Below are 17,611 nucleotides of genomic sequence, written 5' to 3' on the forward strand. Positions count from 1 at the left end.
AACAACTTTATAACAGAAAGGAGACAAGTCACGACGGCTAATTAATATGATCAAACTTACGAATGTTACCAAAATCTATAAAACTGGGGTTAGAGCCTTAAACAATGTTAGTCTTACAATTGATCCCGGTGAATTTGTTTATGTCATAGGAACGACAGGATCAGGGAAATCTACTTTTATTAAACTATTATATCGGGAAGAAAAAGTAACTTCTGGAAAAGTTGAAGTTGCTGGTCAAGATGTATCAAAATTATCAAATCGAAAAGTACCATATTTTCGTCGAAATATTGGAGTTGTCTTCCAAAACTATCGACTTTTACCGAAAAAAACTGTTTTTGAAAACGTGGCGTTTGCTTTAGAGGTTATCGATACTCCTAGAGCTGAAATTCGTCAGCGAGTTCGGGCAACACTTGAATTGGTAGGTTTGGAAGAAAAGGTTAATGCTTTTCCTCATGAATTATCCGGAGGACAGCAACAGCGAGTAGCAATTGCCCGGGCAATTGTCAACCGTCCTAAAGTTTTAATTGCTGATGAACCAACTGGAAATCTTGATCCAGAAACATCAGAAGAAATTATTAAGATTCTAGAACGAATCAATGATAAGCAAAATACAACGATCGTAGTTGTTACCCACGATAGTAAAATTGTTCAAGAACATAAAAAGAGAACAATTCTAATTGAAAACGGATGTATCAATGCTGATACTAGTTTAGGGGGGTATGAAATCTAATGAACGAATTAGTTAGTTGTATAAAAAACTTACCACGTCATTTTAAAACAGCGTTGCAAAATATTTGGCGTAATGGTGTTATGTCATTTTCGTCAATATTTGCCGTCACCATTACTTTGTTATTAATTGGAGTAATTGGGGTATTAGCTTTAAATGTTCAAGATATTAGCTCTAATATTGAATCGGGAGTTAGTATTTATGTCAAACTAGAAAGAAATATCGATAGTGAAGCCGAACAGGCTGTTGGTGAACAAATCAATGCTATTGATGGTGTCACTAAATCTACTTATTATACTAAAGATCAAGAATTAGATAAACTAATTGAAACTCAAGGTGAAGATGGTGCTCAGTTATTTGAATCATATCGTGAAGATAACCCATTAGGAGCTGCTTATGAAGTTGAAGTTAGTGATCCAAGTCATATTCAAGATATTGCCAGCCAAATTGAAGAAATTCCTAATGTCAATAGTACTAATTATGGTGGTCAATCAACTCAAAATATGGTTAAGACATTGCAGACGATTCAAACTGGAGGAACGATCTTTATTGTTGGATTAGTAGTAGTTGCATTATTCATGATTGCTAATACAATTAAAATTACCATTACTACTAGACAAACAGAAATCAGTATCATGCGTATGGTTGGTGCCAGCAACTGGTATATTAGAATTCCATTTATGTTAGAAGGAATGTTGATTGGTATTTTTGGTGCTATTATTCCAGTTATTGTTTTAGTTTATGGTTACCAGATGGTTTATGATTATGCTGGTGGGGCTTTATTATCAGCGATGCTGGCTTTAAAAGAACCAATGCCATTTATTCGTGATTTTTCATTGATCATTGTAGCTATTGGTGCTGGTGTTGGTTTAATTGGAAGTTTTGTTTCAATTAGACGTTTCTTAAAAATCTAGGAAAAGGAGCGATTCTTTTCCTTTTTTTATTGGGAGAAAGTTTATGGATAGGATATTACAGGAATTAAATAAAGATTATGTAAATAATGTCGACTTTATCTATGTTTATAAACATGGGGCTGAAGTTATTAATTATGATCAAGACTTAATGGTCTTTTTATATCATGATATGTATTTTATTAAAGGAAGCCAAAAGAAAGTTGAGGGTTTTATTAGTCAGCTATTATCGTTTAATACTCTGGCAATTCATAATAGTAATGTTGAGCAGTTGCTAAAAGAAAAGTTTAACCGACTACCACAAATCATCGCTTATCAATATTGTTATCGACAAAATTATGTTAAAATATTAAAAGATATTAAAATTAGACCAATAGGAATTGAATATCTAGATATCGTTAAAAAATATTATGAAACTGCAGTTGATGAAAAATATTTAAAAGAGCGTTTATTAGCTAATGTTTTTATTGGAGCTTTTGTTGACGAAAAAATAGCTGGTTTTGCTGGCATTCATGATGAAGGATCGATTGGATTTGTTGAGGTATTACCGCAATATCGACATCAAAAAATTGGTACCGCTTTAGAAAGCTATTTAATTAATCAACGTTTAAAAAATAATGAAGATATTTATCTTCAGGTTGCTATCAATAATGATATTTCTAATTGCTTTCATCAAAAACTTGGTTTTATTCAAGCTGACGATATTATTACGTGGTATTAGAAGGGAGAAAAATATGAGTGATTACCAATATACAGATTTAAAATACTTAGAAATACCATTACCAGAAGAACTTTTAAAATTAAAGTGGTATGGAGCCTTTACACGAATGGAAAAAGTTATCGAGACTAAGTTAAATCAAGATATTCCTTTAGCATTAAAAAAACGTTTGATTCACGAACAAGAAATTATCAAAAGAATGCCTGGCGAATATCCAGTCAGTTATGATCAGGCTTTAAAAATGTGTCATGAAAATTTTAAAGACTTTAAAGATGAAGAATTGCAGCAATTACAAGATCAAAATGCGGTTGAGTGGATTTTTATTGAAGGAAAAGCGCATTTTAGAAGTGATTTTTTAGACAATATCATTAAGACTCGTAATGATTATGTTGCTCGTTTGATCGACCAAAATAAAATTGCCAGTCGTAATGTTAATTTTGAATTGCTAGATCAGACAATTAAAGAAATCAAAGAAAAGAAACAACTAACTTATCATTTTCATTTAAAAACAGGAATTGAAATTGATAATTTAAATGATGATCAAATCATTAAAGTTCATTTACCATTACCGCTTGAAAACGGACAAGTTAAGAATTTTAAACTAATAAAAACAACACCAGCTTATCAATATTTAAGTCCCGGTGATTATCCACAGCGAACAGTTTATTTTAGCCAAAAAGCTAGTCAGGGAACATCATTTTCAGTTGAATATGAATTTGATAATGTCATTGAATATCAAGAATTAGATTACAATCAGGTTTTAGATAGTCAACCAAATTTTTATTTGCAGGAACAGGCACCACATATCGTTTTTACTCCATATTTAAAACAATTAGCTAAAGAAATTGTTCAAGATGAAACGAATAACTTATTAAAAGCTAAAAAGATTTATGAATACATTACGACCCATGTTAATTATTCATTTGTTCGTAATTACTACTGTATTCCTAATATTAGTGAATATGCGGCACTTGGTTTAAAGGGTGATTGCGGTGTGCAGGCCTTATTATTTATTACGCTATGTCGAATCTGTCAAATTCCTGCAACCTGGCAGGCTGGTCTATATGTTACGCCATATGATATCGGAAATCATGATTGGGCAAAATTTTATGTTGCTCCTTATGGCTGGCTATATGCTGATTGTTCATTTGGGGGTAGCGCTTATCGAAATGGAGATTTCCAGCGGTGGCAATACTATTTTGGACACTTAGATCCATTTAGAATGCCAGCTTGTAGTGAATACCAATTTGATTTATATCCACCAAAGAAATTCATTCGCCAAGATCCTTATGATAATCAAACTGGTGAAGTTGAATTAGAAGATCGCGGATTATATTTAAAAGATTATCAAATTAAGCTGGAAGTAATAGAAGCAAAGAAGGTAACAAAATGATCATAAAAAACGATAGTTATAAAAATTTTCCGGAATATACTGATGAAGTTGCTGGCATGATCGAAGTAACTGGTGATATGACTAATCTTCGAGTTAGAATGCAAGATTTTGTTTATCATCCTGATGGTTTGAAAATTAGATTATTAGTTCCTAATACTATTTTAGATGAAACTTTAAAATATCCATTGATCATTCATGTTCAGGGATCTGGCTGGTATCAGCAGGATTTAAATGATCATATCTTTGATTTTGTTCCTATTGTCAAGGCGGGATACTGCATGGCCATTGTTGAATATCATTATGCACCAAAACATCGGTTTCCAAGTCAAATTGAAGATGTTAAAGAGGCCATTAGATATCTAAAAAATAATTATCAAAATTATCCGATTGATATTGATCATGTATTTTTAAGTGGTGATAGTAGTGGGGCGCATACAGCTTTGATGGTCTTGTTTGATTATGCTGATGATTTATTACCGCTAGCCGGAATGCTTGATTTTTATGGACCCGTTGATTTTTTAACGATTGATCAAGGTTATTCAAAACATGATCTTAAAAATCAAAATGTTTATGATCTATTAGGATGTTCTTTAGAAGAAAATCGCCAATTATATTATGATGCTTCGCCGATTAATCATCTTAATGAACAAATGACATTACCACCAATATTAATTATGCATGGTTCGAAAGATCATGTGGTTCCATTTTTACAATCAGTTGAGCTATATCAAAAATTAAAAGAATATAATTATCAAGTGACTTTTTGTAAAGTAGCTAAGGCTGATCATGGACGTTCAATTTTTTATACCAAACCGACTTATCAGGTTATAATCAATTTTTTAAATCAATGTCAAAAAGAATCCCAGTAAATCTGGGATTCTAATTGCTTAATTCCTGTTTTTCTAATAATTCTAACCACCGCAAATTCTTTTCTTCTAATTTGGCAGATAATTCTTCATGTTTAGCTGTAATTTCCATTAATTTATCATAATCATTTTGATAAGTAATCATATCTTGATTTAGATCATTGACCTGTTTTTCTAAAGCAACTATTTCTGGTTCAATTGTTTCCAGTTCTTTTTTTTCATTATAAGTTAAACGAACCTGTTTTTTACGTTGTTGCTTTTTTTGCTGTTGATAATAAAGATTGGTTTCTTTCTTGGAAGTAGTAACTGGCTTAGCAGTTTCAATATAATTAGTATAACCACCATTATGATAAGTGATCTGCTGATTATTGAAAACAAATAACCCATCACAAATCCGATCTAAAAAGTAGCGGTCATGGGATACCGTAATTACTAATCCATTAAAACTATCAAGATAATCTTCTAATATTGCTAGAGTAGTAATATCTAGATCATTAGTTGGTTCATCAAGTAATAATACATTTGGTGCCTGCATTAAAACATGCAATAAATATAAGCGTCGTTTTTCACCACCAGATAAACGCGAAATTAAAGTATGTTGTAAATTGGAATCAAACAAGAAACGCTCACACATTTGTTTAGCGCTGAAAGTTCCTTCCTCTGTCTTTAAATTATGACTCGTTTTTTGAACAAATTCAATTACCCGCATATTTTCATCTAAGTCATCACTCATTTGTTTAAAAAAGCCGATTTTAACCGTTGGCCCCTGAATTACTTGCCCACCTGTAGGTTCGATTTCTTTAGCGATGATTTTCAGTAGCGTACTTTTACCACAACCATTATCACCTAGAATACCAATCCGATTGCCAGGTTTGAATAAATATGAAAAGTGTTCAAATAAGATCTTATCTCCATAATTCATCGTTAAGTCAAGTAATTCGATTGTCTTTTTTCCTAGTCTTGATGCAGTAGAAATCATTTCCACTTGATTTACAGTTTCAACATCGTCAATTTTAGATAATTTTTCAAAGCGCTGCAAACGATCTTTACTTTTTGTTGTTCTAGCTTGTACGCCAGAACGAACCCATTCTAATTCTTTTTTTAAAAATTGTTTACGCTTATGCTGGCTGGCTAATGCTTCTTCTTCTCGCGTAGCTTTTAATTCTAGAAATTTAGTATAGTTAGCTTGATATTCATAAAGTTTAGTTCGATCTATTTCAATGATCTTGTTAGTGACCCGTTCTAAAAAATAACGATCATGGGTAACCATAAAGATGGCTTTATTAAATTTAATCAAAAACTTTTCTAAATATTCAATCATATCATTATCTAAATGATTGGTTGGCTCATCAAGAATTAATAGCTCTCCTGGATGCAACAGAGCAATTGCTAAAGCAACTCGTTTTAATTGTCCCCCAGATAGTTCTTTGATTAACTGCTGGTGATTAGTAATTTTAAAGCGATTTAACGTAGCTTTAATTTCATATTCATTGACTTTTGATGAATCGATTTTTTGATAAACTTGTTCCATGACAGTAAGGTTTTTATCAAATTCCGGGTTTTGGGGCAAATAAGAAATATCAAGATCTTTTTTCTTTAAAATAGTACCTTGATATGTTTCTTTTCCAGCTAATATTTTTAATAACGTACTTTTACCAGTTCCGTTAATTCCGACTAATGCAACTTTATCATTATCTTCAATGGTAAAAGAAACATCATCAACAATCGTTTTGATACCATTGACCTTAGTTAAATTTTTTACAGTTATTAACATCTATATCATCCTCATTTTTTAGTAATTATAACATGTAATATCTTAGTTTGTAAAAAAATTAAAAAGACAGTAACCATAAAAGGCAATACTGTCAAAATAATGCTAGTTTAATTGATCCCAATAATTTCTAAGAACCAGATAGGTAATTAAAATATTTAAAGCAAGTCCAATAAATAATCCTAAGATATATGCTGAATTTAAAAACGAACCTAAACGCATTAATATATAAACTACTTCAACTAGTTTCAGTACATAAAAAGCATATATACAAGCTTTGATTCTTTTAGAAACTAAAATAATAATTGAAGCAGCAGCTAAAATTTCAAAAGCGATAATAATGATTGGATTAAATCCAATATATCTAATATATGGGTAATTAAATAATTGACTATAGGTATAGATAGTCACTATGCAACCTAAGACTATAATCGCAAACCAGACAATTGCTGAAGTTTTCCATTGAAAAGTATTATTTGATTGCCAGTTAGTACGCTCAAAATTATTTTCAAAATCATGATATGGCTGATTAAAAGATTCATCAGCAACAACTTTGTTACCACATTCTGGACAATAACGGGCATCATCAGGTATTTGTTTACCACAGTTAGAACAATACATTTTATTCCCTCCTTGTTATGGTAATATTAAATAAAATATTTCTAAGATTGTCAATCTTTTTAATTAGTTAGTCATTTTTTTACAATGTCTAAATAAAATGTTCATGTTAACTTAATTATCATAATTTTGGAAGTGTATACAAAAAATAGTTATTATGCTATAATTTGATAAATATTAGGTTAAACGAGGGATGATTATGAAATGTCAAAATTGTGGTCATGAAGTGACTCCTGGAGATAATTATTGTGAAAATTGTGGCGCTAAAATTGAAATGGAATTACGCCGTAGTCATCAAAAAGTTAATAAAATTGATCCCAAAATAGTTATTATTGTGATTATTGCAATTATGATAGTTGTTGGTGGAGCTTTCTTTATTTATGAGTTTTTTGTTGTTGATGATAAACCAGTTTATACCGGTGAAGATACAGTTGGAATTACTAGAGATGATAATACTAATGTCCAATTAGAGATTGATCCAACCAAAATGGAAATTCAAGTAGGTGAAAGTCAAAAAATTGATTGCAACCAGGATGATGCTACTTTTAGAAGTAGCGATACTAAGATTGCAACAGTTTCTAACTCAGGATCGGTAAAAGGAGTGAGTGCAGGAACAGCTAAAATAACTGTTAGTTATAAAAATAAAGAAGTTATTTGTCAAGTTACTGTTAAAGAGACGACATCAACGGATAGTAGTCAAGATTATATTTTCCCTAATAGTGCTACGCAGTTACTGACAGAGGCTGATTTACAGGGAAAAACGGTTCAAGAATTAAGAATTGGTCGGAATGAGATTTATGCCCGTCATGGTCGTAAGTTTAATGATGCCACGTTACAAAGCTATTTTGACTCTAAATCATGGTATCATGGAACGATTGAGGCTGATGATTTTAACGAGGATACATTAACTGAGATTGAAAAACAAAATGCTGATTTTATTCGAAGTCACGAGAGTCAATAAAATTGATTCTTACTTAAAGGAGGGCTAATATGTACTGTCGTAAATGTGGAGCTATTATACCTGAAGATGCCATGTTTTGTCCTGAATGTGGAATGCCAGTAGTCCAAGAAGAAATAGATAACAATGCAAATGATTTAAATATAAAAAAGAAAAATAAAAAGATTTATTATCTTTTAGCAGTTGTTGCTGTTGTTATTATTGGGTTCTTTGGATATCAATTTTTCATTAAAGATTCAACTACTACTGCAGATTATCAAATACCATTAGATAATTTGGTAACTGGAATTGAAGAAAAAGATCTTGATACCATTTTATCAGTATTTCCTGATGAATTATATGATAAATATGAAGAAGTAGGAATTGATATTCGTCAAATGGGCAGTCTATTTTCCAAGACGATTACTGATAATTTGTTTAGTCAATTTGATGGTATGGACATTAGTTATACCATCGATAACGTATATGATTGTAGTAATGATGAAGTTAGTGAGATTATTAATCGTAATAAAACTAACTTTGATATTGATTTAAATATCGTGGCAGCTAAACGCTTAGATATAACGATAAATACAGTATCAGCTAGTGATAATGCCAATAATAATGGTACCCTTGTTGTTATTCAAGTAGATAATGAATGGTATCTTGATCCAACTGCTATTTCATCATTTGATTAATTTAAAAAATTATTAAAACATTGATCAATGACTAATAACTTAGTTTTGAGGCAATGTTTTATTTATAATAAAAGGAGAATTTTTATGGATAAAGAATTAGAAAAATTATATTTAGAATTAGGAAAAGCCTATTATCAAGAAGCTGCCAATGATCCTATGCCACAATTAACGTCGTTAGTTAATCAAATAACTGCCTGTTTAAATCAAAAAAGATGTCCTAAATGTGGTGCTAAAGTAAATGAAGGACAAGCGTTTTGTACTGTCTGTGGAACCAATTTAAATGATTTAACGAGTGAAACTGCAACTAAAACAAATGAAGTAATATGTCCAAACTGTGGTGCTCGGGCTAGTGCTTCACAAAAATTTTGTACTATTTGTGGTACTCGATTAATGCCTTCAAGCAAACAGTTTACTTTTGATGACGAACTAGTTAAAGAGGAAAAGCCAATAACTCCTACTTGTTTTAATTGTGGAGCAGTTGTTAAAGAGGGGCAGAAGTTTTGTACAAAGTGTGGAGCTAATTTACAAAACCAAGATGCGAATAATACCGAAACTAAAATATTGAGATGTCCTAATTGCAATAAAATATTAACTGCTGATGAGCGTTTTTGTACTAATTGTGGAACAAAAATCAAATAGGAAAAAGGGTCATTACTAAATTGAAGTAATGACCCTTTTATAAATAAAAAACCTTGATAAATCAAGGACACTGACTAATGGCAGAGGTAGTAGGAGTCGAACCCACATCAACGGTTTTGGAGACCGGTATTCTACCATTGAACTATACCTCTATTTCCAACTGCCACACTATAATATCATGATTTTGAAAAAATGTAAATAAAAAATTGAATAATTGTTGTAAAAAGTTGCTGAAGTATCATAAATATGATGTTTTGTTTTCATTATAAAAATTAATGATCAAAAATAATGATTAATACCTATATTTCTCTTTCTTTTATTCATAAGGTAAGGTAGAAGGAGGAATTAAATGAATAAACTTGAATTAGGTATTTCTTCAATCAAATACCAGAAGTTTCAAATGATATATCCAATTATTAGAGCCTTTAATACAGGAACCATTTTTGAAGAATTGGATATGCCGTGGGGGGAATTGCAGCGATGAATACCAATGAACCCTTAATGCAAATTATGATGTTGGACTTTGCTGTTCAGGATGCGGCTTTATTTATTGATACACATCCTGATGATAAAGAAGCGATGAACTATTTTCATGAAGCCACAACTCGTTTAAAAGCTGCTAAAGATGAATATCAAAAACAAGGACATGCATTAATTAATCGTGAGATAGACGCTTATAAAAATGATTATTTAACTGCACCATGGCCATGGGTAGGTGATAGAGCATGTGGTTGTATGAAAAACGATTGCAATATCCAATCAATATAACTAAACCAAATGCTAAAGCAGCAGCGGTAATTATTGATCAATTAGGTGGACCTGATGGTGAGTTAGGAGCAGCACTTAGATATTTATCTCAACGTTATACTATGCCTTATCCAGAAATTCAGGCACTGCTTACTGATATAGGAACTGAAGAATTGGCCCATGTTGAAATGATCAGTGCAATATTATATCAATTAACTACTGATTTAACGATTGATCAAATCAAAGAACAAGGCTTTGATAAGTATTTTGTTGATCACACTTTAGGTATTTTCCCTCAGGGATCTAATGATGTGCCATTTACCTGTGCTTATTTCCAATCTAAAGGCGATCCAATTACTGATTTAACTGAAGATATGGCGGCTGAACAAAAAGCCCGGACAACTTATGATAACATCTTAGCTTTGGTTGATGATGAAGAAGTCAGAAAACCAATTCGCTTTTTAAGAGAACGCGAAATCGTTCATTATCAACGATTTGGCGAAGCTTTAGAATTAGTTAAACAGAAATTAGATAGTAAAAATTACTATGCTTTCAATCCATCATTTAAAAATGGTAGATGTAACTAGAAGCTCAAATTTGAGCTTCTTTTTTTATATCTGTAATCAAAAAATAATTATTATAAAAAGAAAACAAGACGATATTATTGGATTTTATTTTATCTAGTAATTATCATTGATTTCATCAATGTTTTATGCCATAATAGAGTAACTTTGTAAAAAGGAGATTGATATATGATTGCAACACAAAATGTAGCGTTACAATACGGAGATCGCGTCTTATTTGAAAAAGTTAATATTAATTTTACTGAAGGAAACTGTTATGGAATTATCGGTGCTAATGGCGCTGGTAAAAGTACCTTTTTAAAAATTCTATCAGGAGAAGTGGAACCTAACAAAGGTGAAGTTATCTTAGAACCTAATAAACGAATCTCAGTTTTAAAACAGGACCACTTTGCATATGATGAAAATCAAGTTTTAGAAACGGTTATCATGGGAAATACCCGTTTATATGATATTATGCAAGAAAAAGAAAAGTTATATGCTAAAGCTGATTTTACTGATGAAGATGGAATCAAATTAGCGGAACTTGAAGGTGAATTTGCGGAAATGGATGGCTGGAATGCTGAAGTTGATGCCGAAATTTTACTTAATGGATTAGGAATTAATGAAAAATATCATCAATTAAAGATGAAAGAACTAGAAGCTAATCAAAAAGTTAAAGTTTTATTAGCTCAGGCATTATTTGGAAATCCTGATGTTTTATTATTGGACGAACCTACTAACCACTTAGATATGGCAAGTGTTCGTTGGTTAGAAAACTTTTTAATGAACTTTAAAAATACTGTTATTGTAGTTAGCCATGACCGTTATTTCTTAAATAAAGTATGTACTCATATTGTGGATATTGATTATTCCAGAGTTCAGTTATATGTCGGAAATTATGATTTCTGGTATGAATATAGTCAATTACAATTAAAACAAGCTAAAGAAATCAACAAAAAAGCCGAGGCTAAGAAAAAGGAATTAGAACAGTTCATCGCTCGTTTCAGTGCTAATGCATCTAAAGCTAAGCAAGCGACTTCAAGAAAAAAACTGTTAGACAATTTAGAGATGGTTGATTTAAAACCATCGATGCGTCGTTATCCTTTTATTGCTTTTAAACCAGGGAGAGAAGTTGGAAATATTGTTTTAAAAGTAGAAAATTTATCAAAAACAATCGATGGTGTTAAGTTATTAAACAATGTTAGTTTTTCAATCAATCCCAAAGAAAAAGTCGCTTTCGTTGGCGACAGCAAAGCAACAGAAACTTTCTTTAAGATCATTACTGGTGAATTAGAAGCTGATAGCGGAACATATCAATGGGGAGTAACTACCAGTCAATCATATTTCCCTAAAGATAATTCAGAATTCTTTAATGATTGTGATTTGACCTTAGTTGACTGGTTACGTCAATTTTCAACTAAAGATGAATATGAACAAGATTTAAGAGGCTGGCTGGGAAGAATGTTGTTTTCCGGTGAAGAAGCCCTAAAGAAAGCCAAGGTGTTATCTGGTGGTGAAAAAGTTCGTTGTATGCTTGCTAAGATGATGATGTCCGAAGCTAATGTCTTGATTTTTGATGAACCAACTAACCACTTAGATTTGGAAACGATTCAGGCGTTAAACCAGGGATTAATTAATTTTAAAGAAAATATTTTATTTACTAGTCACGATCATCAATTTGTGCAAACAATTGCTAATCGTATTATTGAATTTAATAGCGATGGTATTATTGATCGGTTATCAACATTTGATGAATATTTGGATTATAAAGAAAATCTAGAAAAGGAGAATTAAGATGAATAAAACTATAGAGGAATTATTTGCTCGAAAATCAGTCAGAGTTTTTGCTGATAAACTGATTGAACCTGAAAAAAAACAGTTGATCATCGATGCCGCAATTCAAGCACCAACAGCTGGTAATATGACTTTATATTCAATTATTGATGTTCAAAGTCAAGAATTGAAAGATAAGTTAGCTAAAACTTGCGATAATCAACCATTTATTGCCAAAGCACCATTAGTACTAATTTTTGTGGCAGATTATCAAAAGTGGTATGATGCTTTTAAATACTATGAACCAGGTGCTAACGTACGAACACCATCAACAGGAGATTTTTTACTAGCTTATAGTGATGCTTTAATTGCAGCGCAAAATGCTGTAGTAGCTGGTGAAAGCCTAGGAATTGGTAGCTGCTTTATTGGTGATATCATTGAACAATATGAAACTCATAAAGAAATCTTGAACTTGCCTCAATATACAGCGCCAGTAGGTATGTTAGTTATGGGGTATCCAACCAAGCAACAGGCTAATCGTCAAAAACCAGCTCGTTTTGATGCTAAATATGTTGTCAGTGTTGATCAATATGAAAAGTTTGATGATGATAAGCTTGCTAAAATGTTTGATGATAAAGCGAAAAAGTTAAATCGTCAAAATGGTGGTAAAGCAATTGTCGATGATATCTTTAATCGAAAATGGACTAATCCATTTATTGAAGAAATGACTCGTAGTGCTAAATTATGGATTGAACAATGGGATAATGAAAAAAAATAGCATGATATCATGCTATTTTTTCATTTATGCGTGTTTAACTCGATCTCTTTCTTCAGCTGCTTTGGCGTCATTAAAACGATCCAAAGTACCAACTAAATAACCAGTAATTCGTCTGATTCGTTCAAATTTTGGAGGATTGAAGACATAATCTAAATCGACCTCATCACCATCAATCTTAATTGTTAGAGATTTTAAAGTTTCATTTGGAAATTTATTTTCCAAATAATCAATATATGCCTTAATTTCTTCTTCATCCATAGCCCCATTTTTTACAGTAACTTCTACATTATTGATTTCTTCCATAGTATTATCACCTCTACTATTATTATAACTATTTTTATAAAAATTACATTTAATATGCACCATTACCACCAATAATGAAGAATCATCAAAATCAAGGTAAACAGTAAAATAAATAATACTCGATTGACTTTTTTAAACATATACTTCAAAGCAATCACCATAATAGAATATGTAATAATTAAAATAAATATGATTAATCGATCAAGTTCAACCATCAATGTATTGAAAAAAGAGGCTCAATTTGATAAAATCTTGTAAATATTAGAAACAGGAGGGCTTATGAAACTTCATTTTACTAAAATGGAAGGTATCGGAAATGATTACATCTATATTGATGGCATTAATCAGGAAGTACCGCTAGATCCAGAATTTATTTCCAAGATTAGTGATCGTCATTTTGGAATTGGTAGTGATGGCATGATCGTTATTTTACCATCTGATAAATATGATTTTAGAATGCGCATGTTTAATCGTGATGGCAGTGAAGCAATGATGTGTGGTAATGGGATTCGTTGTTTTTGCAAATTTATTTATGATCATCATTTAAGTGATAAACATCATCTAAAAATTGAAACTAAAGCTGGTCTTCGGGAAGTTGATTTAGTTTTTAAAGATGATAAATGTGTTGGTGCTAAAGTCAGTATGGGAAAACCAATTATTAAATGTCAGGAAGTACCTTGTATCTATGATCAAGAAACGATGATCAATGATCTAGTTACAATTGGCGATAATCAATATTATTTGACAACGATATCAATGGGAAATCCCCATACAGTCACATTTGTTGATGATTTAGAATCGTTAGATTTAGAAAAAATTGGCCCTGATTTTGAACATCACCCAATGTTTCCCGAATCAGTCAATACTGAATTTGTTAAGGTCGTAAATGATAAGTATATCAAAATGCGAGTTTGGGAACGGGGTTCTGGTGAAACAATGGCTTGTGGTACTGGAGCATGTGCTTCCATGTATGCCAGTTATTTAAATCATTATACTGGTCCTAAAGTTACAGTTGAATTACTAGGCGGATGTTTGGAAATAGAGTATAATGGTGATACAATAACTATGACCGGTCCTGCTACTAATGTTTTTGAGGGGACAATTGAAATTTAAATAAAGGAGAAAGATAAATGTTAAATAGTGCAGAAGAAATTATTAAATATATTGGTGAAGCTAAAAAACAAACACCAGTTAAAGTTTATTTAAATGGTCACGATTTACCAGCTACTTCTAAATTTAAAATTTTTGGAACACCTGAAAGTCGTGTTTGTATTGGTGATTTAGATTTAGTTAAAGAATATATGGAAGAAAATAAAGATAAAATCAGTGATTCTTATTTAGAACAAGATCGTCGTAATAGTGCAATTCCAATGCTTGATATGACTAATATCAATGCTCGAATTGAACCAGGATGTTTTATCCGGGAACATGTTACTATTGGTGATAATGCTGTTATCATGATGGGAGCAGTTATTAATATCGGCGTTAAAATTGGTGAAGGAACAATGATTGACATGGGTGCTGTCTTAGGTGGTCGTGTTGAAGTTGGAAAACGTTGCCACGTTGGAGCAGGAACTGTGTTAGCTGGAGTCATTGAACCACCTAGTGCTACACCAGTAATTATTGAAGATGATGTTTTAATTGGTGCTAATGCAGTTGTCTTAGAAGGAGTAAGAATTGGTAAAGGAGCCGTTGTTGGTGCCGGATCAATTGTTACTGAAGATGTTCCAGCTGGAGCAGTAGTAGTTGGAAATCCAGCTAGAATTGTTAAAGAGAAAAAAGATGAAAAAACTGAAAGTAAAACACAATTAATGGATGATTTGAGAAAGATTTAGGTGATCAACATGGATGATTTTTTATCAAGCGTTAAAAAATGGCGTCGTGATTTACATCAGATACCAGAAATAGGCTTACAGGAATATCAAACTTCAGCTTATTTAAGACAAGAATTGGAAGCTATGGGTTACCAGCCAATATCGGTTTTAGAAACGGGTTTGTTAGTTTATCTTGATTTAAAAAAAGAAAAAACCGTCGCCTTTAGAACTGATATGGATGCTTTAAATATAACTGAAAAAACTGGTTGTGATTTTGCTTCACATCATGAGGGTTATATGCATGCCTGTGGTCATGATGGACATATGGCAACTATGTTAGGATTTGCCAAAAAACTAAGTGAAGGATCTTTAGATTTTGATTACAATATTTTATTAATTTTCCAGCCAGCTGAAGAATCACCCGGTGGAGCTAATTTAATTTGTCAGCAAGGTATTTTAAAAAAATATCATGTAGCTGCTATTTTTGGTTTACATCTAATGCCAACGATCGAAGCAGGAAAGATTGCCTGTCGTCCCGGACCATTGATGGCTCAAAACGGGGAATTAGATGTTAAAGTAATCGGAAAAAGTGCCCATGCTGGATTATATCATTTAGGAGTTGATTCAATCGTTATTGCTAGTATGCTGATTTGTCAATATCAAACGATATTAACACGGGTAATTTCACCAGTTGAAAGTTGTGTTATTAATATTGGTGAAATCCAAGGTGGAACTGTTAGAAATATTGTTCCTGATCAGACAATCTTTAAAGGAACTGTTCGGACTTATAGTGAAGCGGTATTTAAAAAGATTACTGATACGATGCAATCAATCAATCATGGTTTTGAAGAAGCTTATGGCTGTAAAATAGAGTTTAGTTGTCCACCGATGTATCCACCGGTTTTAAATGATTATGATTTATATCGCCAGTTTGTTAACTTAGCTGGTGATAATTATGAAGAATTAAAAGAACCAGTGATGTTAGCTGAAGATTTTGCTTTCTATCAACGTGAAGTGCCAGGAATATTTTTCTATGTTGGCACTAAAACGGATCGATATTCTAGTGGTTTGCATACAGAAACGTTTAATTTTGATGAAGAACTATTATTACCAGCAATTGATATCTACTATCAAATTGCCAGTAAGATAAAATTGGGGGAATAAAAATGAGCTATTATGAAAGAGCAAATCAAAGTTTAATGCATGCTTATGGTCGTTATGATATTACATTTGATCATGGTAAGGGTGTATATTTATATGATGTAAATGGAAAAAAATATTTGGATTTTTATTCAGGAATTGGGGTTAATTCCTTTGGGCATGATTATCCAGCTTATAGTGAAGCTTTGACAAAACAAGTACATCGTTTAATGCATATTTCTAATTATTTTAATAGTGTTGAAGCTATTGAAGCGGCTGAAGCTGTAGTTAAAGCGACTAAATTAGATAAAGTTTTCTTTACTAACAGTGGAACTGAAGCTACTGAGGGGGCTTTAAAATTAGCACGTAAATATTATTATGAAAAAAATGGTAAAGCTGATAGCGAAATTATCAGTTTAAATCATTCTTTCCATGGTCGTTCAACTGGATCAGTTACTTTAACTGGAAATCCTAATTATCAAAGAGCTTTTGGACCATTGATCGGTGGTGTAAAATATGGCGATATTAATGATTTAGAATCTGTAAAAAAATTAATTACAGATAAAACAGCTGCCATTATCGTAGAACCAGTTCAAGGTGAAGGTGGTGTTTACGTTTGTACTAAAGAATTCTTACAAGGAATTAGACAATTATGTGATGAACATGATATTGTCATGATCTTAGATGAAGTCCAATGTGGTATGGGTAGAACCGGAACAATTATGACATATTTCCAATATGATCTTTTACCAGATATTGTTTGTCTGGCTAAAGGAATTGGAGCTGGTTTTCCAATGGGCGCTTTTGTTGCTAATAAAAAGGTAGCAGCAGCGATGAAACCAGGTGATCATGGTTCAACTTATGGTGGAAACCCAATGGCTGGAGCTGCCTGTCGTACTGTATTTGAGATTATTGAAAAAGATCATATCTTGGAACACGTACAACAAATTAGTAAGTATTTACATGAACAATTAGATCAATTAGTTGCAAAATATGATTGCATTAAAGAAAAACGTGGTTTAGGTTTAATGATTGGTCTAGAATTTGATCATCCAGTTAAAGATTATATTCAAAAAATGTTAGATAAAGGTTTGATCATGGTAACTGCAGGTGCTAATGTAATTAGAATGTTACCACCATTTATCATTACTGAAGAACATGTAGATGAAATGATTAAAATTTTAACTGAAACAATTGAAGAAGTTAATCAGTAGG

General features: G+C 31.8%; 20 protein-coding genes and 1 tRNA gene. 17 read left to right on the forward strand and 4 right to left on the reverse strand.

Annotation, left to right across the window (positions count from 1 at the left end; genetic code table 11):
* Positions 1 to 46 precede the first annotated feature (46 nt).
* From ftsE to Q0K54_RS09180, 5 genes are read left to right on the forward strand one after another with little or no spacing between them, the layout of a single operon-like run.
* Complete coding sequence (ftsE, locus tag Q0K54_RS09160; protein ID WP_294580416.1) at positions 47 to 730, forward strand: cell division ATP-binding protein FtsE; 684 nt, start codon at positions 47 to 49, stop codon at positions 728 to 730.
* A complete protein-coding gene (gene ftsX / locus Q0K54_RS09165) occupies positions 730 to 1,641 on the forward strand; it encodes a permease-like cell division protein FtsX (protein WP_294580419.1) in 912 nt (303 codons plus the stop codon). Before ftsE ends, ftsX begins: the two co-directional genes overlap by 1 nt.
* A 43-nt stretch (positions 1,642 to 1,684) precedes the next feature.
* Positions 1,685 to 2,359, forward strand: coding sequence for a GNAT family N-acetyltransferase (locus Q0K54_RS09170; protein WP_294580422.1), 675 nt, complete (start codon positions 1,685 to 1,687; stop codon positions 2,357 to 2,359).
* Between the two features lie 13 nt (positions 2,360 to 2,372).
* On the forward strand, positions 2,373 to 3,749 hold the full coding sequence (locus tag Q0K54_RS09175) for a transglutaminase-like domain-containing protein (RefSeq protein WP_294580424.1): 1,377 nt from the start codon (positions 2,373 to 2,375) through the stop codon (positions 3,747 to 3,749).
* On the forward strand, positions 3,746 to 4,618 hold the full coding sequence (locus Q0K54_RS09180) for an alpha/beta hydrolase (protein ID WP_294580427.1): 873 nt from the start codon (positions 3,746 to 3,748) through the stop codon (positions 4,616 to 4,618). The genes Q0K54_RS09175 and Q0K54_RS09180 overlap by 4 nt, the downstream gene beginning before the upstream one ends.
* Positions 4,619 to 4,628: 10 nt before the next feature.
* On the opposite strand, the gene Q0K54_RS09185 is transcribed toward Q0K54_RS09180, so the two are convergent.
* Both Q0K54_RS09185 and Q0K54_RS09190 read right to left on the reverse strand, forming a co-directional pair.
* Complete coding sequence (locus Q0K54_RS09185) at positions 4,629 to 6,389, reverse strand: ABC-F family ATP-binding cassette domain-containing protein (protein ID WP_294580428.1); 1,761 nt, start codon at positions 6,387 to 6,389, stop codon at positions 4,629 to 4,631.
* Between the two features lie 102 nt (positions 6,390 to 6,491).
* The gene (locus tag Q0K54_RS09190; protein WP_294580430.1) at positions 6,492 to 7,007 is read right to left on the reverse strand and encodes a zinc ribbon domain-containing protein; all 516 of its coding nucleotides are present in this window, start codon (positions 7,005 to 7,007) and stop codon (positions 6,492 to 6,494) included.
* 196 nt (positions 7,008 to 7,203) lie between these two features.
* Here Q0K54_RS09190 and Q0K54_RS09195 point away from each other — a divergent pair, with 196 nt between their 5' ends.
* The 3 genes from Q0K54_RS09195 to Q0K54_RS09205 all read left to right on the forward strand — a co-directional run bounded on the left by Q0K54_RS09195 (position 7,204) and on the right by Q0K54_RS09205 (position 9,278).
* Positions 7,204 to 7,965, forward strand: a complete 762-nt coding sequence (locus Q0K54_RS09195; protein WP_294580433.1) for a YARHG domain-containing protein — start codon at positions 7,204 to 7,206, stop codon at positions 7,963 to 7,965.
* Positions 7,966 to 7,994: 29 nt separating this feature from the next.
* Positions 7,995 to 8,639, forward strand: a complete 645-nt coding sequence (locus Q0K54_RS09200) for a zinc ribbon domain-containing protein (RefSeq protein ID WP_294580436.1) — start codon at positions 7,995 to 7,997, stop codon at positions 8,637 to 8,639.
* 84 nt (positions 8,640 to 8,723) lie between these two features.
* Positions 8,724 to 9,278: a zinc ribbon domain-containing protein gene (locus tag Q0K54_RS09205; RefSeq protein ID WP_294580438.1), complete on the forward strand. Its 555-nt coding sequence runs from the start codon at positions 8,724 to 8,726 to the stop codon at positions 9,276 to 9,278.
* 78 nt (positions 9,279 to 9,356) lie between these two features.
* On the opposite strand, the gene Q0K54_RS09210 is transcribed toward Q0K54_RS09205, so the two are convergent.
* Positions 9,357 to 9,430: transfer RNA gene (locus Q0K54_RS09210), tRNA-Trp, on the reverse strand.
* Between the two features lie 197 nt (positions 9,431 to 9,627).
* Between Q0K54_RS09210 and Q0K54_RS09215 the strand changes: the two genes are divergently transcribed.
* The 5 genes from Q0K54_RS09215 to Q0K54_RS09235 all read left to right on the forward strand — a co-directional run bounded on the left by Q0K54_RS09215 (position 9,628) and on the right by Q0K54_RS09235 (position 13,139).
* Positions 9,628 to 9,762 (forward strand): spore coat associated protein CotJA, encoded by a 135-nt coding sequence (locus Q0K54_RS09215; protein WP_294580440.1) that lies wholly within the window; start codon positions 9,628 to 9,630, stop codon positions 9,760 to 9,762.
* Positions 9,759 to 10,046, forward strand: a complete 288-nt coding sequence (locus Q0K54_RS09220) for a spore coat protein CotJB (RefSeq protein WP_294580444.1) — start codon at positions 9,759 to 9,761, stop codon at positions 10,044 to 10,046. Before Q0K54_RS09215 ends, Q0K54_RS09220 begins: the two co-directional genes overlap by 4 nt.
* Positions 10,004 to 10,612 (forward strand): manganese catalase family protein, encoded by a 609-nt coding sequence (locus Q0K54_RS09225; RefSeq protein WP_294580448.1) that lies wholly within the window; start codon positions 10,004 to 10,006, stop codon positions 10,610 to 10,612. The genes Q0K54_RS09220 and Q0K54_RS09225 overlap by 43 nt, the downstream gene beginning before the upstream one ends.
* A 165-nt stretch (positions 10,613 to 10,777) precedes the next feature.
* The gene (locus Q0K54_RS09230) at positions 10,778 to 12,382 is read left to right on the forward strand and encodes an ABC-F family ATP-binding cassette domain-containing protein (RefSeq protein ID WP_294580451.1); all 1,605 of its coding nucleotides are present in this window, start codon (positions 10,778 to 10,780) and stop codon (positions 12,380 to 12,382) included.
* Between the two features lies 1 nt (position 12,383).
* On the forward strand, positions 12,384 to 13,139 hold the full coding sequence (locus tag Q0K54_RS09235; protein ID WP_294580454.1) for a nitroreductase family protein: 756 nt from the start codon (positions 12,384 to 12,386) through the stop codon (positions 13,137 to 13,139).
* A 24-nt stretch (positions 13,140 to 13,163) separates the two neighbouring features.
* On the opposite strand, the gene nrdD is transcribed toward Q0K54_RS09235, so the two are convergent.
* Entirely contained in the window at positions 13,164 to 13,442 is a 279-nt protein-coding gene (gene nrdD / locus Q0K54_RS09240; protein WP_294580456.1) for an anaerobic ribonucleoside-triphosphate reductase, read from the reverse strand.
* 279 nt (positions 13,443 to 13,721) lie between these two features.
* On the opposite strand from nrdD, the gene dapF reads away from it, so the two are divergent.
* Genes dapF through Q0K54_RS09260 form a run of 4 tightly spaced genes read left to right on the forward strand, consistent with a single transcriptional unit; the run spans position 13,722 to position 17,610 of the window.
* Positions 13,722 to 14,555 (forward strand): diaminopimelate epimerase, encoded by an 834-nt coding sequence (dapF, locus tag Q0K54_RS09245; protein WP_294580459.1) that lies wholly within the window; start codon positions 13,722 to 13,724, stop codon positions 14,553 to 14,555.
* 17 nt (positions 14,556 to 14,572) lie between these two features.
* The gene (gene dapD / locus Q0K54_RS09250; RefSeq protein WP_294580461.1) at positions 14,573 to 15,277 is read left to right on the forward strand and encodes a 2,3,4,5-tetrahydropyridine-2,6-dicarboxylate N-acetyltransferase; all 705 of its coding nucleotides are present in this window, start codon (positions 14,573 to 14,575) and stop codon (positions 15,275 to 15,277) included.
* 9 nt (positions 15,278 to 15,286) lie between these two features.
* Positions 15,287 to 16,420, forward strand: coding sequence for a M20 family metallopeptidase (locus Q0K54_RS09255; protein ID WP_294580463.1), 1,134 nt, complete (start codon positions 15,287 to 15,289; stop codon positions 16,418 to 16,420).
* Positions 16,421 to 16,422: 2 nt separating this feature from the next.
* Positions 16,423 to 17,610: an aspartate aminotransferase family protein gene (locus Q0K54_RS09260; RefSeq protein ID WP_294580466.1), complete on the forward strand. Its 1,188-nt coding sequence runs from the start codon at positions 16,423 to 16,425 to the stop codon at positions 17,608 to 17,610.
* The last annotated feature ends 1 nt before the right edge of the window (position 17,611 follow it).

Origin of the sequence: uncultured Thomasclavelia sp. (assembly GCF_944324745.1) — a bacterium.
In the GTDB taxonomy this organism is placed as follows: domain Bacteria; phylum Bacillota_I; class Bacilli_A; order Erysipelotrichales; family Coprobacillaceae; genus Thomasclavelia.

What these genes read in the sequence shown, in the direction of transcription:
- Q0K54_RS09195 (WP_294580433.1), top strand. Translation starts at nt 7,204, where the DNA reads ATGAAATGTCAAAATTGTGGTCATGAAGTGACTCCTGGAGATAATTAT.
- Q0K54_RS09200 (WP_294580436.1), top strand. Translation starts at nt 7,995, where the DNA reads ATGTACTGTCGTAAATGTGGAGCTATTATACCTGAAGATGCCATGTTT.
- Q0K54_RS09185 (WP_294580428.1), bottom strand. Translation starts at nt 6,389, where the DNA reads ATGTTAATAACTGTAAAAAATTTAACTAAGGTCAATGGTATCAAAACG.
- Q0K54_RS09260 (WP_294580466.1), top strand. Translation starts at nt 16,423, where the DNA reads ATGAGCTATTATGAAAGAGCAAATCAAAGTTTAATGCATGCTTATGGT.
- Q0K54_RS09220 (WP_294580444.1), top strand. Translation starts at nt 9,759, where the DNA reads ATGAATACCAATGAACCCTTAATGCAAATTATGATGTTGGACTTTGCT.
- Q0K54_RS09205 (WP_294580438.1), top strand. Translation starts at nt 8,724, where the DNA reads ATGGATAAAGAATTAGAAAAATTATATTTAGAATTAGGAAAAGCCTAT.
- Q0K54_RS09175 (WP_294580424.1), top strand. Translation starts at nt 2,373, where the DNA reads ATGAGTGATTACCAATATACAGATTTAAAATACTTAGAAATACCATTA.
- Q0K54_RS09215 (WP_294580440.1), top strand. Translation starts at nt 9,628, where the DNA reads ATGAATAAACTTGAATTAGGTATTTCTTCAATCAAATACCAGAAGTTT.
- Q0K54_RS09230 (WP_294580451.1), top strand. Translation starts at nt 10,778, where the DNA reads ATGATTGCAACACAAAATGTAGCGTTACAATACGGAGATCGCGTCTTA.
- Q0K54_RS09190 (WP_294580430.1), bottom strand. Translation starts at nt 7,007, where the DNA reads ATGTATTGTTCTAACTGTGGTAAACAAATACCTGATGATGCCCGTTAT.
- Q0K54_RS09170 (WP_294580422.1), top strand. Translation starts at nt 1,685, where the DNA reads ATGGATAGGATATTACAGGAATTAAATAAAGATTATGTAAATAATGTC.
- Q0K54_RS09180 (WP_294580427.1), top strand. Translation starts at nt 3,746, where the DNA reads ATGATCATAAAAAACGATAGTTATAAAAATTTTCCGGAATATACTGAT.
- nrdD (WP_294580456.1), bottom strand. Translation starts at nt 13,442, where the DNA reads ATGGAAGAAATCAATAATGTAGAAGTTACTGTAAAAAATGGGGCTATG.
- Q0K54_RS09235 (WP_294580454.1), top strand. Translation starts at nt 12,384, where the DNA reads ATGAATAAAACTATAGAGGAATTATTTGCTCGAAAATCAGTCAGAGTT.
- Q0K54_RS09225 (WP_294580448.1), top strand. Translation starts at nt 10,004, where the DNA reads ATGTGGTTGTATGAAAAACGATTGCAATATCCAATCAATATAACTAAA.
- dapD (WP_294580461.1), top strand. Translation starts at nt 14,573, where the DNA reads ATGTTAAATAGTGCAGAAGAAATTATTAAATATATTGGTGAAGCTAAA.
- ftsX (WP_294580419.1), top strand. Translation starts at nt 730, where the DNA reads ATGAACGAATTAGTTAGTTGTATAAAAAACTTACCACGTCATTTTAAA.
- dapF (WP_294580459.1), top strand. Translation starts at nt 13,722, where the DNA reads ATGAAACTTCATTTTACTAAAATGGAAGGTATCGGAAATGATTACATC.
- ftsE (WP_294580416.1), top strand. Translation starts at nt 47, where the DNA reads ATGATCAAACTTACGAATGTTACCAAAATCTATAAAACTGGGGTTAGA.
- Q0K54_RS09255 (WP_294580463.1), top strand. Translation starts at nt 15,287, where the DNA reads ATGGATGATTTTTTATCAAGCGTTAAAAAATGGCGTCGTGATTTACAT.